Source organism: Fibrobacter sp. UWB1, from assembly GCF_002210325.1.
In the GTDB taxonomy this organism is placed as follows: Bacteria; Fibrobacterota; Fibrobacteria; order Fibrobacterales; family Fibrobacteraceae; genus Fibrobacter.
Genome location: NZ_MWQL01000003.1, coordinates 227,699 through 241,891 on the forward strand (window position 1 = coordinate 227,699; position 14,193 = coordinate 241,891).

Consider the following 14,193-nt stretch of genomic DNA (forward strand, 5'->3'; position numbering starts at 1 on the left):
TCAAGCGAAAGTTGAGGGCGGAGGCGAGAGAAAAGGGCCAAGCAAACATCATTCTTAAGCATTAGCCCTTTTCGGCTACAAAAATTCGGCCGTTGCGGAACAACTGCATCCACGGGCCGTCTTCGCCCCATTCTGCCGGATGCCAGGAGTACTGGCAGGTACGGAACACGCGTTCGGGGTGCGGCATCATCACGAGGGCGCGGCCATCTTCAGAGCAGAGGCCGTTGATACCGAACGGAGAGCCGTTGGGGTTCAGCGGATAGCGTTCGGTATATTCGTGCTTGCCGTCCACGTAACGGAGCGCCACGAGACCGGTCTTCAGGCAGGCTTCGGCGGCTTCGCGGCTAGCGAATTCCGCACGGCCTTCGCCGTGTGCGACCGCAATCGGGAGTACGGAGCCTGCCATGCCCTTAAGGAGCACGGCCGGAGTGTCTTCGACCTTGAGCGTGCAGAAGCGGGCCTCGAAGCGTTCGGAGAGGTTCTGCACAAAGCGCGGCCAGTGCTTGGCACCCGGAATCAGGTCCTTGAGGTTAGAGACCATCTGGCAGCCGTTGCAGACGCCCAGCGTGAAGGTGTCCTTGCGGTTGAAGTAAGCCTCGAATTCGCTACGGGCCTTCGGGTTGAAGAGGATGCTCTTGGCCCAGCCTTCGCCAGCACCGAGAACGTCACCGTAGCTGAAGCCACCGCAAGCCACGAGACCGTTGAAGTCCTTGAGGCTTACGCGACCTTCGAGAATGTCGGTCATGTGAACGTCGATAGATTCAAAGCCTGCCTTCTGGAAGGCGGCAGCCATTTCGAGTTCGCCATTGACGCCCTGTTCACGGAGGATTGCCATCTTCGGGCGGCTTGCGTAATCCTTGATAATCTTGGCGGACGCCGCCACGTCGAAGGTAACCTTCGGCGTGATACCCGGATTGTCCTGTTCCAACTTGAGCTTGTATTCGCTTTCGGCACAATCCGGGTTATCGCGGAGGGCCGCGATGCGGCGGGTCGTGTCGCTCCAGATGGCACGCAGGTCAGAGAGGCCTTCGGCGTAGTCGCCGATGACCAAGTTGTATGTATCGTTGAGTGTCGCGATTTCGGAAACCGTATCGCCGAGACCGGCGGCGGCAAATGCGTCGCGCACAGCCGCGAGGTCAGCATTCTTCACCTGGAGCACGGCACCGAGTTCTTCGTTGAAGAGGGCGTCGATGAGGTTGCCCTTGAGGGCGTCGGCCTTCACCGTCACGCCCACGTGGCCAGCGAATGCCATTTCGGCGAGCGTCGTGTAGAGACCGCCATCGCTCTTGTCGTGGTAGGCCATAATCTTGCCAGCAGCATTGAGCTTCTGGATGGTCTCGAAGAAAGCGCGGAGTTCCTTAGCGCTATCGACATCCGGAGCCTTATCGCCGAGGTTGCAGTAAACTTGAGCGGCAATGGAAGCGCCCATGCGGTTCTTGCCACGAGCGAGGTCCACGAGAACAAGCGTAGAATCCTTATCTTGCAAGAGCTGCGGGGTAAGCGTCTTGCGCACATCGGCGCACGGAGCAAAGGCACTAATCACGAGCGAAATCGGAGCGGTCACGCGGTGGCTACCCTGAGCATCTGACCACACGGTGCTCATGCTCATGGAGTCCTTACCCACCGGAATCGTAATGCCAAGTTCCGGGCAGAGTTCCATACCGATGGACTTTACGGCTTCGTACAAGTCGGCGCCGTCGCCTTCGTAGTTCGGCGTGGCCATCCAGTTTGCGGACAAGTTCACGCGGCCCATGTCGGGCACGCAAGCGGCAGCCATGTTCGTAAGGGATTCCGCCACCGTCATGCGGGCAGCGGCAGCCGGAGAAATCAAGGCAACCGGGGCGCGTTCACCCATGCTCATCACTTCACCTTCGTAAGTGTCGAGCGTTGCGCTTGTCACGGCGCAGTCGGCGACCGGCACCTGCCACGGGCCAACCATCTGGTCGCGGCAAATCATACCCGTCACGCTACGGTCACCGATGGAGATAAGGAACGTCTTGTCGGCGACAGTCGGGTTTGCAAGCACGCGGTGAGCCACGTCCTTGATAGTTGCATCGGCCGGAACCACCGTGGAATTGAGCGGGCGCTTCTGGCTCTTTTCGTTACGGATCATGCGGGGCGGCTTGCCGAGGAGCACGCCGAGCGGCATGTCAATCGGAGTCGTGCCGAAGTACTTGTCGGTCAAGGTCAGGTGCTTTTCAGGGATAGCCTCGCCCACCACTGCATACGGGCAGCGTTCGCGCTTACAAATTGCGTCGAACACGTCGAGCTTGTCGCCTGCGATTGCGATAACGTAACGTTCCTGGGATTCGTTACTCCAGATTTCGAAGGGGCTCATGCCCGGTTCGTCGTTCGGCACGTTGCGCAGTTCAAACTTACCACCGAGACCGCCATCGTTCACCAGTTCCGGGAAGGCGTTGGAAAGTCCACCTGCTCCCACGTCGTGAATAAAGGTAATCGGGTTTTCTTCGTCCATCGCCCAACAGCGGTCGATGACTTCCTGGCAGCGGCGTTCCATTTCGGGGTTTTCACGCTGCACAGAGGCAAAATCCAAAGATTCGTTACCGGCACCGTTAGCCACAGAGCTAGCTGCACCACCACCGAGGCCAATAAGCATTGCCGGACCACCGAGCACAATCAGGTGGTCACCCGGATCGATGTGGCCCTTTTCAATATGTTCATGCTTGATGTTACCGAGACCGCCTGCCAACATAATCGGCTTGTGGTAACCGCGGACTTCCTTGCCGTTCTGGGCATCAACTTCCTGTTCGAAAGTACGGAAGTAACCGAGAATGTTCGGACGGCCGTATTCGTTGTTGAATGCAGCGCCACCGAGCGGGCCTTCAATCATAATGTCGAGGGCAGAAGCAATACGGGACGGGCTACCAAAGTCCTTTTCCCAAGGTTGGACTGCACCCGGCAGTTTCAAGTTCGAAACGCTAAAGCCCGTGAGACCGGCCTTCGGCTTACTGCCCTTACCCGTGGCACCTTCGTCGCGGATTTCGCCACCACTACCAGTAGCGGCACCCGGGAACGGAGAAATGGCCGTCGGGTGGTTGTGGGTTTCGACCTTCATGAGGATATCGACTTCTTCATTGTGGAAGTCGTACTTGTTGTTGCGCGGGTCGGCGTAGTAGCGGCCAGCGACAGCGCCCTTCATCACGGCGGCGTTGTCCTTGTAAGCGCTAAAGATGTTGGAGTTGTGGAGCTGGTAGGTGTTCTTGATCATCTGGAACAAGGACTTATCCTGTTTGACGCCGTCGATGGTCCATTCGGCACCGAACACCTTGTGGCGGCAGTGCTCCGAGTTGGCCTGCGCGAACATGTAGAGTTCCACGTCGGTCGGATTACGCTTGAGTTCGGTGAAGTTCTTCACCAGGTAATCGATTTCGTCGGAGCTCAGAGCGAGGCCCATTTCCTTGTCGGCCTTCACGAGGGCGTCGCGGCCTGCGGTAAGCACCGGAATCACGTTCAGCGGACGCGGTTCTTCCTTGCTGAAGAGGACTTCCAAGGAGGCGGTGTCGGCAAACACGGCCTGGGTCATGCGGTCGTGAATCTTGGCGGAGATTTTCTCACGGGCGCCAGCCGGTGCAGCACCTTCAAACTTTACATAGTAGGCAATAGCGCGTTCGATGCGCTTGATGGCCGGGAGGCCGCAGATGTGAGCGATATCGGTCGCCTTGGAGCTCCACGGGCTGATGGTACCCGGACGCGGGCACACCACAAAGAGTTCGCCTTCGAGAGCCTTGGGTTCGCGGGCCGGACCGTAGTGAAGCACCTTCTTGAGCGTTTCAGTTTCTGCATCGGTCAGGTCGGCGGACAGGTCCACCACATGCAGGAATTCGGCATAGACGGAAGCGACAGAAAGGCCTGCGCTCTTGAAATCGGAAGAAAGTTTCTGGAGACGGAAATCCGACAGAGCCGGCGTACCACGAAGAATGAGCATTATAAACCTCGGTTTGATTTTTTACGAGGGGAAATTTAGAAATTAGTAGACAGTAGGAAGTAGGAAGTAGGCAGAAATAATCACAACAAGAAACGGCCCGCAGAGCGGGTCGTTTCTTACGATTTTCTAACTCGTTGAGAGTCAAGCGATTAGCGCTTTTTGCCCTTCTTGCCTTTTTTGCCCTTGGCAGGCTTGGCGGGCTTTGCAGCCTTCTTCGGTGCCGGAGCTTCTTCGACAGCTTCTTCAGCGCCTTCTTCGCCTTCCTCAGCTTCCTCAATTTCTTCGCCCGGATTACCGACGAGAGCGTTCACGTTCACAGAGACGAGGCCAGCCAGAGATTTGACTTCGGTTTTCTTATCGACTTCGACTTTCGAGAACTTGGAGATGATGTAGTAGGCACCCGTGGCTTCAAAGCGGCGAGTCATGTTCGCAATGCTCATGGAGCCCTTGGTAGACGGGAAATACTTGGATTCCAGACGAGCCTGGTCCTGAGAAGTCTTTACAGACTGCACGGTTTCGCAAGCCAGGGACCACACGCCCTTGTTCACATCGATAGAGTTGTTCACGTATTCGATGATCTTGGAGGCACCCTTGTAGGAATTGGTGGTGGTCTTGGTGTAGTGTTCCGTAGCCTGGGACACGTAGCTACCCTTCTGCATCAAAAGTGTCGCAAGGAGAGCGATAACCAGAACGGTGAGTGCAATCGAAATATTCTTTACGTTCATTTTCACAACTCCTTATTCAAAATGGTAGGCCGCAGGGGCTTCGAGCTTAAATTGATCGGCCATGTTGTAGTTGGCAAGAGCACTGTAGTCGCTGGACTTCAGCTTGCCCTTTGCAAACGTGAACGAAATGACGCAGTTCTTACCGCAAGCCACTTCCTTGACGCCGCCTTCGTTCTTCAAGAGGAACTTGTCGGCAAGGCCGGCCTTTTCGTAAATGGAATTCTGGGCCTGGGGAGGAATGCCGGCAGCTTCGTACATGTAAGAAAGCTGCTTGAAACGGGCATCCTTGTCGCCTTCGATAGCCTTGACTGCGGCATCAAAAGCAGCTTCGGTCTTTGCAGTGGTCAGAGTTGCATAAACCAAGCGCCATGCCATACCGTACTGGTCCACGGCCTTCCACTGTTCCTGAACGGCACCGTTGGAAAGTTCGAGGTAGGCATCCACCTGTTCTTTCACCGTCTTCTGGGCCTGGTCGTTGTACTGGCCCTTCAGAACCATCATCAAGGCAAACAAGCCGATAATGAGCACAATATCGACAATCATCAAAATTTTGAATTTCTTTTTGTCCATAAGTATCCTTTTGCAAGTTTTTTGCATATAGAATTTACTTCCAAAATAAAAAAAAACAAGCAAACTTTCCGAAATTTAAGGCTTTTTTACAGAAAACACCCCCTTTTTTAGTATATTGCAGGCCATGAGCGAACAAGAAAACAAAGAAATGCTCCCCTCCCAGGTCATTTTCGAAAACCTCAAGGAGCTTATCAGGGCTAAAAACACAGCCCACGAATCCATGTTCAAATTCCACTGGAAAAAAATGTGGCCGTTCAGCCTGTTCTGGCCGCAAGTGGATTTTGAACGCATTGTTCGACTCATGAGCGAAATCCGCAAGAACGCCATCAACCAAAAAAACTTGGTCCTACAGGCAAAGTCCAAGGCAAAGCCTTTCGAAAAGACTTTCCTGAACGCTGTCCCCGCCTACCTGGACGCACTCGATATTTCTTGCCAAAAACTTTCTGCCGCGGCCCAATGGAAACAGGACATGCTCATGAAACGCATTCATAAAGATGTCAAGTTCCGCCGCGACGTGTCTGAATGGAGCCGAATCCTAAAAGAATACGAAGAAGCGCAAGGCAACCTGGTTCGCGCAGGCGCCATTGTGCAAATGGGTTGGGGCGAAGTCGTTCAAGCGATTAAATAATCGCCTTCAACAAATCAAGCCGCCATTTGATTTTCTGAAAAACGCCTGCGGGAGAATTCCCGATATGCGTCGCATTGGCATGATGCTGGCGGTATTCCACTAGCGGTTCGTCGATAGACTTCACCTTAAAGTTTTTTTCTGCCACAAGGCCGAGCCATTGGTCATGCATCGGAAGATTTTTAGGGAACGGAAGCGCTTTATCCAAAATACGGCGACGGAATGCCATGCAGCACCCCGTAAAGGTATTCTTCCACCAGTTTGCGATTACCCCACTCTTGTAGGCGCGAATACCGCTCAACTTGCCAGCGCGAGTCCAAGAAGAATCCGATATGCCGGAAGGGCGAAGCATCCATGCATCATGAATCACGAGGTCGGCTTCATTCAGCGCTGCAAGAACCTTTTCCACTTTTCCCGGAAGCCAGACATCGTCTTGGTCTGCAAGAAAAATGATTTCACCCTTGGATGCCTGCAGGGCTCGTTCAAAGTTGTAGATAACGCCTAAATGCTTTTCGGCTGGCAAAAGGCGGAGTCGGGCATCCCCGATAGATTTCACTACGGCGAGGGTATCGTCAGCCGAGCCGTCGTCAGCAATGACAATTTCTGCATCAGACGACAACTGCGAAAGAATGCTTTCCAGCTGTTCGCGGATAAACTTGCCGCCATTATATGTCGCCATGCAGACTGAAATCATTTTAGCCCTACCGTTTTAACAGGAACTTCGGAATAAACAATTTGGGCAGGCGTTTGAGGAATGCCGGACTGAACGAAGCCAATTGCGGCAAGCGTCTGAGCGCTTCGCCTTTTTGCGCATAAGCCAACATCGAGAACCAGTTCGCCTTCCAGTTCCGAACCGCCTGCGGGTAAAGCTTATGGTCCTTGTACAGTTCAATAATGCGCAGGAACTCAGCATACATGCGATTGTGATTGGCATGCAAGTTGTTTCCATGAGTGCGGTAATGGCAGCACACGACATCGGGAGTCACGGGCTGCGGACCGTACTCATACAGTAACTTCAGGAACAGCGGATAGTCTTCAAAGAAGAACCTAGAATCGTAACCGCCCATACGACGAACCGCCTCGACGGAAAGCATCTCGGCGCAACCATGGAGCGGTTTTAGACCCAACAGGAATTCTTCAAAATGGATTTCAGGAACCGCTTTCAAGTAAGCGGAATCCACTTGTTCTGCAACGACACCGCCTTCGCTCATGGGCTTTACCTGTCCAAAGCAGGCCACCGCATTCGGATGAGCGAGCAAAAAATCCAACTGTTTTCTCAAACGGTCCGGAGGCATGATGTCATCGGAAGAAAAGGTGCAGAAATACTTTCCCCGCGCAAGTTCCAACATTTCGTTCAATGTTGCGACGACGCCCTTGTTTTCGCGATGAATGTAGCGGAACTTGAATTCTTCGGCAAGCTTTTCCAGAATATCGGGAGACTTATCTTTACTACCATCGTCAAGGACAATCAATTCAAAGGCGACGCCCTTCTGCGACAAAACCGAACGCACCGCAGCTTCCACGTACTTTTCATGATTATAGCTAGCTAGGAGCACCGATACGACCGGCGGAAGTTCCCGTTGCTCCATCTCTTCACCTTGGGCAAAAGCTTTCACATAGACATTTTCGGTCATTTTCTGTGCAAACATGTTCGTTACGGAGTATTCCATTTAAGCCTCCTCACCAAAATGTAGAGCACCACAAAATAGACGAAGTTTTCAAAGGCATATGCCGCCATAGGGCCGTTGAAATCCAGGAACTTGATTCCCACAAAAGTGCCTGCGGCAAGCAAAAATTCAGAGCCCACTTCTACAGACAGAAACGCCACCGTTTCGCGACGGGCAATCAGCACCAGCGCAAGCGCGAAGCCGCCGGCTCTAAAGAAATCTCCCACCAGCTGCAAGGGCAAGTAATCAACCGCCCCCATGTACGCCTGCGAAAACAGCACCTGTACCAGGATGCTGCGGCCAAAATACAGAACCGCAATCATTGCAAGCGAGATTCCCATAATGCGAAGCAAGAGCGGATTAAACATCTTGAAAAATTCACCGCGGTTCATGCTTGCAGAAACCCGCGGCAAGATAATGACCGTCAAAATGGCAGACATGGCCATGAACAAAAAGTCGGAAACCTTCCAGACGCTCTGCCAGATGCCGGCGGCATCGTTTCCGAAATTTGATGCAACAGTCATTCGCATTACCGTAAGCACCACTGGCGAAAGAACCATTGGCACAAGCCCCATGAGCGCATACGAAAGCCACGGACCGCGCGTATCAAGAGCGGTTTTCCAAATTCGATTGACGCTAAAACCGGCGCGGCTAGAGATTCTACCTGCAAAAATGGCCGCCACAATCGACTGGGTCGCGATAATCGAAAGCACCGAGAGTCGCCCCGTATAAAGGAAGAAAGCCACCCAAAGCACTTGCCACACCGAAGTCACGATATTGATGAGCGCCCACTTGTGGTTTTCGCCAAGGCCGTTCATAACGGCAGCAGTAATTGTGATGATGTTTGTCGCCAAGATTCCCGGCAACGCAAAGAGGATTGCCGCCTGGGCAAGACGCGTAGGAACCCCCGGCAACAACATTTCTAGCGGAGCCATAAAACAGAACAGGAGCGCAATGACAAACGTGAAAAGGCTTGCAAAAGTCGTCAGACGAAGACCGCCACGCCAAATGCCAAGCAATTTGTCCTGGTTATTCTTGTTCTGCGCCGTCAGTGCAGTCCAACCGTTCTGTAGAGCAAGCGAAGACGTTGCCGAACCGATGCTCATGAAATTCAGGAACTGCCCCACGCAGGCGAACGCCGCCGGCGGCAGGAATACAGCAAGCAACTTGTTAATAGCAAACGCTCGAAGCGCGTTGAACAACGTGACTGCTCCGGAGCCGGCAAAAAGTTTTGTAAAATTCAAATCTGAGGACATCGTAAATCAAGCAAAAGCGTTAATGGATTCGATGACGTAGGTGACTTGTTCGTCAGTCATGGCCGGCCCCATCGGGATGCTGAGTTCCATGCGAGCCAGTTCCTCGGCAATGGGTAACGCACCATGACGGAGTTCACCTCGCGTAACCGCTCCGGCAAAAGCCTCTTGTTTGTGCGGCGGAATCGGGTAATGGATCAGAGTTTCAATCCCGCGGTCTTTCAAGAAATTCTGCAATTCGTCGCGACGTTCAGAGAATACCGGAAACACATGCCACACATGGGATTTCGGATTCGCAGGAACAGGCGTTACACGCACCAGGGGGTTCTTGATTTCGGCACAGTAGCGGGCCGCAATTTCTTGACGACGAGCATTCCAAGAATCCAAATACGGGAGCTTTGCCAGCAGTATGGCGGCCTGGACTTCGTCCAATCGGGAATTCACGCCCACATACTTGTTCACGTACTTTTCAACAGAGCCGTAATTTCCGAGAGACTTTACCACTTGGGCAAGTTCCAAGTCATCGGTAACGACCGCACCCCCGTCGCCCATGGCGCCGAGGTTTTTGGTAGGGTAAAAACTGTAGGCCGCTGCATTAGATTGCTTCGCTTCGCTCGCAATGACGTTTCTATCGTCTAAAGTAGCTCCATGCGACTGAGCTGCATCTTCAAACACAAGCAATCCATGAGCCTTCGCAAATTCACAAACGGCAGGCATGTCCGCCAAACGGCCATACAAGTGCACCACCAAAATGGCTCGGGTCTTTTCAGAGCAGGATTCCGCCAAACGGGTGACATCGAGAACGCATGTTTCTGGATTCGGCTCCACAAGAACCGGGACAAGACCGGCAGCGCGCACCGCAAGAACGGTCGCCACAAAAGTATTCGCCGGAACAATCACCTCATCGCCCTGTTGCAAGCGACCCAGTTGAATAGAAGCCTTCAGCATCAAGGTCAGTGCATCAAACCCATTGCCGACTCCAACACAAGCCTTTTTACCGCAATAGGAGGCAAAAGCCTCTTCGAACGCAGCACAACGCGAGCCGCGAATAAACCATTTAGAATCAAGGACGTCAGAAAAAGATTCGCGCAGGGCATCGCCCAGGGTGCGATTCACATAATCCAGCGAATAAAACGGGACATTCATCATTGTTTGATGAAAATAGCAAATTAGTAGGAAGTAGAAAGTAGACAGTAGACAATGATTAGTAGTTAGGAATTTACTATTTTAGGAAATATGTACGAAATTTTGCCCTACAGCCCCGAAAAAGAATCCCGCTGGGACCTCTTCGTCATGAAAGAATCCATGAACGGGACTTTTTTGCAGACTCGCAAATTCCTGAGTTACCATCCGGAAGGCAGGTTCCAAGACGCCTCGTTCCTGATTGAGAAGAGCGGAATCATTGTCGCTGTCGTTCCCGGTTGCAATGTCGAAGGCAATTTTATTTCGCACCAGGGTTCTACTTTTGGCGGCCCCGTTATTTCCAGGGATTTTTATTCCGGAAACAAGATTCTTGAAATCATCCAGGTCATGAACGACCATATCGAAAAAAATTTCAAGGGAATCCGCCTCAAGCCCACCGCCCCTATTTTTGCGACTGCCCCCACCGAACTGCTGGAATACGCGCTAGAAAACAAAGGCTATACGCGGCATACCGAACTCAGCTGCTACACGCCGTTGATCAAGGACATCGACCCGCTCGAAAACTGCAGGCGCGAATGCCGCCACAACTTTAGGCAAGCCGAGAAGCTGAACCTGACCTATGGCGAAATTCCCGACAGCGAAATGGAAAAATTCTACGAACTTCTGGTTCTATCGAAGGCGCGCCACAACACCAAGCCTGTTCATACTTTGTCTGAACTCAAAGATCTCAAGAAAAGATTCCCCGAAGAAATCCTTTTCCGCGGTATATGGAAAGACGGCGTCTACCTTTCGGGCATGATGATTTTCGTTTTCAGGCAGGCAAAAACTTACCACTTCCAGTACCTCGCACCCGACGACACCCAGCGTGAAACCAATGCCACCACAGCATTGTATGTAAACGTCATGCGCGAAGCCGCACGGAACCAGTTTGAAAAATTCTCCTGGGGAATTTCGACCGAAGACGGCGGCAAATACTTGAACGAGAACCTTTACCGGTTCAAGGAAAACTTCGGAGCGCTCCCCTGCTTGAATGCTAGATTCGAAAAATAGATGTGAGATGTGAAATGAGTGATTATCCTCTTCATTTCACACTACACATTACACTCTACATTTCATTCACTATCTTCTTAAACTCGTCGTACTCGTAGATGTAGTCCGATGCATCGTAATGTTCGGACGCAAGCACCATACACACTGCACCCGATGAGAAATTTTCGATTTCGCGCCAATGCATGGTGGGAATATAGAGTCCGTGGTAGGAACGGTTCAGCGAGTACTTGGTGCGCTTTTTGCCATCGTCCAAAATGACATCGAAACTGCCGCTTGCGGCAATGATCAGCTGACGGAGATTCCTGTGAGCATGGCCACCACGGGTCGTTCCACCGGGAACGTCGTACAGGTAATACACTCGCTTGATATCGAAGGGCACCAGTTCGCCCCCCTCCACCACACTCAGGTTACCCCGCTGGTCGTGGGCAATAGGGATGTCAATTAATTGCGGTTCGTTGAGATTCGATTCGTTCCAAATCATGGCACTAATATATAAATAGTTCGGATTTCAGAATTCGGAGTTCAGAGTTAGATATTTAAATAATTCAGAATTCAGAGTTCAGAGTTAGATATTTAAATAATTCCGAATTCTGAGTTCAGAGTTTGAAATTTAAATAATTCCGAATTCTGAATTCATAATTCCGAATTTTCTGTCCTCTAGGGGTGGTTCGGGGTGTTTTTCCGGAAAAACTAGCGAAAATGGATTGCTTCGCTTCGCTCGCAATGACGTAAAAATGAAATTTTGCTATATATGGGACTCCAATGAGTGCATGTCGCGCCAAGCTCTGCCAACATGCATGTTAACCAAAGAGCTTCCTTTAACGAGGTAAAAATGTCCTCTTTCCGTGGACCAAAAGGTAAGGTAGCCCGTTCTCTCGGACTCGCCGTCTCTCAGAAGACTCAGAAGGCTCTCGATCGCCGTAACTTTGCACCCGGCCAGCATGGCCAGACCCGCAAGAAGTCTTCTTCCGTGTACAAGCAGCAGCTCGTCGAAAAGCAGCGTCTGCGTTTCACCTACAACATTTCCGAAGCTCAGTTGGCCAAGGCTTATGACGAAGCCAACCGTCGCGCCGGTTCTGCTGGTGACAACCTGATGATTTTGCTCGAAACCCGTCTTGACGCCCTTGTCTACCGCATGGGTTTTGCTCGCACGATTTTTGCAGCTCGCCAGTATGTCGCTCATGGTCACTTCACCGTGAACGGTGTCCGCAGCTACTCTCCGTCTCGCCAGATCAAGGCCGGTGACGTGATTGCAGTTCGCGAAGGCTCTAAGGAACACGTTCAGATCAAGGAAGCCATTGCTAACGCTCCGGCTGTCCCTGAATACGTGACTGTCGATGCCGGCAAGATGGAAGGCACGCTCGTGAAGCTCCCGCTCCGCGAACAGATTCCGGTCAAGCTGGAAGAACAGCTCGTCGTGGAATACTACTCCAGGTAGTAACCACTCAAACCAAGAGTTTGGGACGCTCGGCATTCGTCGAGCGTCTTTTTTTTATATTCTTTACGAGGAAGTGAGAAAATAATGTCGTCGTACAAGTCTAGACAAAATATAATGGTGATCGAAGACGATCCAGATTGTCAGGAAACATTTCAGAATGTCCTGGAAGAGTCTTACAACATCACTGTTGTCGGCAACACGCAAGAAGCTTTGCTTTTATTGATGGACGCCCCCACGACCTATACCCTTATTCTACTGGAACAAGACCTACCCGACGACACCTGTATCGAATTTTTAAAGCAACGAAACGCCCAAAGCTTTTTGCAGAACATTCCCGTTATCGTCATTACAGGAGAAAACGATGAAAACAGATGTTACAAACTGGGTGCAGATGAATTCATACGCAAGCCCCTGAGTTCCCCCGATATTATTCTTGCCCGCTGCGAACGCACCATAGCTTTATACGAAAGCAAGAACCTGGTGCAACAGACCGAAAGGGACAAGCTCTCGGGACTTTATACCATTGACTATTTCTTTGAATACCTGAAGCAGATACTCCCGCTGGACATGGGTTCTGACCGAGATGCCGTTGTCATTGACATCGAACATTTCCGTTTGATTAATGAAATTTACGGACGCGGTACCGGCGACCTGGTTCTGGCAGAAATCGGGGTCTACCTGCAACAAGTGCTTACAACCTTGAATGCGATTGCCTGCCGCGCCAGCGCAGACGTTTTCTACGTATACTGCATTCACCAAGATGACTACCAAGAACTTCAGACAGCGCTTCAGACTATTCTTACCCATTATATCAAAGTAAGCAATATCCGAGTCCGTGTGGGCGTATGGCATTACGTAGAACGAGGAATGATTGACCCCGAAACATGGTTTGACCGTGCCAAGAGCGCTTGCGACCGCATTAGCGGAAACTTTACGATTTCTGTATCCACATACAACAGTGGACTACACAGTAAGCATCTTCGCGAAGAACGCTTGATCAGGGACGTTTACGAAGCGATCGAACGCAAGAACTTGAGGGTGTACTACCAGCCCAAGTACGCTATTCAAGGCGACAAGCCGCACCTGCGCAGTGCCGAGGCGCTCATCCGCTGGATTCACCCGACTCTCGGCTTTATCAATCCGGGAGACTTCATTCCTTTGTTCGAATCGAACGGCCTGATTCAGATGGTTGACTACTACGTGTGGAAAGAAGCCGCCGCCCAAATCCGCCGCTGGAAGGACGAATATGACTTTACCGTTCCCGTGTCGGTAAACGTTTCGCGTATTGACATTTACGATCCGGATCTTGAGAACAAATTCTGCAACATTTTGAAAGAGAACAACCTCTCGCCCAGCGAGTACATGATCGAAATTACCGAAAGTGCCTACGCCGAAAACGCACAGGGCTTAATCGAAGTACTCGACAGCATGCGCAAGAAAGGGTTTAAAATCGAAATGGACGACTTTGGTACCGGTTATTCTTCGCTCGGCATGCTGACCGAAATTCCGATCGACATTCTAAAGATCGACATGTCTTTTGTCCGCAGCATGGAAAAACACGAAAAGAACAAGAGGATGGTGGAACTGATTATCGATATCGCCAAATTCTTGAAGGTTCCTTGCGTTGCCGAAGGTGTCGAAAATGAATCTCAGCTGCGCGCACTCAGAAGAATGGGTTGCGACGTAATTCAGGGCTATTTCTTTTCGAAGCCGGTGGCGCCTGAAGATTTCGCCAAGTTTATTGAAAAAGAAAAGAGCCTATGGACTAAATAAGAC

At 51.6% G+C, this 14,193-nt stretch carries 12 protein-coding genes; 4 read left to right on the forward strand and 8 right to left on the reverse strand.

Going from position 1 to position 14,193, the window contains the following annotated elements:
- Positions 1 to 61 precede the first annotated feature (61 nt).
- The 3 genes from purL to B7988_RS04155 all read right to left on the reverse strand — a co-directional run bounded on the left by purL (position 62) and on the right by B7988_RS04155 (position 5,241).
- Positions 62 to 3,946: a phosphoribosylformylglycinamidine synthase gene (gene purL, locus B7988_RS04145; protein WP_088656925.1), complete on the reverse strand. Its 3,885-nt coding sequence runs from the start codon at positions 3,944 to 3,946 to the stop codon at positions 62 to 64.
- A 149-nt stretch (positions 3,947 to 4,095) separates the two neighbouring features.
- Positions 4,096 to 4,671 carry a hypothetical protein gene (locus B7988_RS04150; protein WP_141225551.1) on the reverse strand — a complete coding sequence of 192 codons (576 nt, stop codon included), beginning with the start codon at positions 4,669 to 4,671 and terminating at the stop codon, positions 4,096 to 4,098.
- Positions 4,672 to 4,683: 12 nt separating this feature from the next.
- Positions 4,684 to 5,241, reverse strand: coding sequence for a hypothetical protein (locus B7988_RS04155; protein WP_073054910.1), 558 nt, complete (start codon positions 5,239 to 5,241; stop codon positions 4,684 to 4,686).
- Between the two features lie 124 nt (positions 5,242 to 5,365).
- On the opposite strand from B7988_RS04155, the gene B7988_RS04160 reads away from it, so the two are divergent.
- A complete protein-coding gene (locus B7988_RS04160; RefSeq protein ID WP_073320606.1) occupies positions 5,366 to 5,869 on the forward strand; it encodes a hypothetical protein in 504 nt (167 codons plus the stop codon).
- On the opposite strand, the gene B7988_RS04165 is transcribed toward B7988_RS04160, so the two are convergent.
- The 4 genes from B7988_RS04165 to B7988_RS04180 are packed head-to-tail and all read right to left on the reverse strand — an operon-like array spanning position 5,862 to position 9,902.
- Positions 5,862 to 6,560 carry a glycosyltransferase family 2 protein gene (locus tag B7988_RS04165; protein ID WP_088656926.1) on the reverse strand — a complete coding sequence of 233 codons (699 nt, stop codon included), beginning with the start codon at positions 6,558 to 6,560 and terminating at the stop codon, positions 5,862 to 5,864. The two genes, B7988_RS04160 and B7988_RS04165, sit on opposite strands and share 8 nt — an antisense overlap.
- Positions 6,561 to 6,567: 7 nt before the next feature.
- Complete coding sequence (locus B7988_RS04170; protein WP_249268837.1) at positions 6,568 to 7,536, reverse strand: glycosyltransferase family 2 protein; 969 nt, start codon at positions 7,534 to 7,536, stop codon at positions 6,568 to 6,570.
- Positions 7,521 to 8,789, reverse strand: coding sequence for an O-antigen translocase (locus tag B7988_RS04175; RefSeq protein WP_249268838.1), 1,269 nt, complete (start codon positions 8,787 to 8,789; stop codon positions 7,521 to 7,523). The genes B7988_RS04170 and B7988_RS04175 overlap by 16 nt, the downstream gene beginning before the upstream one ends.
- A 6-nt stretch (positions 8,790 to 8,795) precedes the next feature.
- A complete protein-coding gene (locus B7988_RS04180; protein ID WP_249268839.1) occupies positions 8,796 to 9,902 on the reverse strand; it encodes a DegT/DnrJ/EryC1/StrS family aminotransferase in 1,107 nt (368 codons plus the stop codon).
- Between the two features lie 120 nt (positions 9,903 to 10,022).
- On the opposite strand from B7988_RS04180, the gene B7988_RS04185 reads away from it, so the two are divergent.
- Positions 10,023 to 10,979, forward strand: a complete 957-nt coding sequence (locus B7988_RS04185) for a GNAT family N-acetyltransferase (RefSeq protein ID WP_073320597.1) — start codon at positions 10,023 to 10,025, stop codon at positions 10,977 to 10,979.
- A 55-nt stretch (positions 10,980 to 11,034) separates the two neighbouring features.
- On the opposite strand, the gene B7988_RS04190 is transcribed toward B7988_RS04185, so the two are convergent.
- A complete protein-coding gene (locus B7988_RS04190; protein ID WP_088656928.1) occupies positions 11,035 to 11,460 on the reverse strand; it encodes an FdtA/QdtA family cupin domain-containing protein in 426 nt (141 codons plus the stop codon).
- A gap of 351 nt (positions 11,461 to 11,811) precedes the next feature.
- Between B7988_RS04190 and rpsD the strand changes: the two genes are divergently transcribed.
- Both rpsD and B7988_RS04200 read left to right on the forward strand, forming a co-directional pair.
- Positions 11,812 to 12,417, forward strand: a complete 606-nt coding sequence (gene rpsD, locus B7988_RS04195; RefSeq protein WP_073320591.1) for a 30S ribosomal protein S4 — start codon at positions 11,812 to 11,814, stop codon at positions 12,415 to 12,417.
- A gap of 114 nt (positions 12,418 to 12,531) precedes the next feature.
- Complete coding sequence (locus B7988_RS04200; RefSeq protein WP_170930529.1) at positions 12,532 to 14,190, forward strand: EAL domain-containing response regulator; 1,659 nt, start codon at positions 12,532 to 12,534, stop codon at positions 14,188 to 14,190.
- Positions 14,191 to 14,193: the final 3 nt, after the last annotated feature.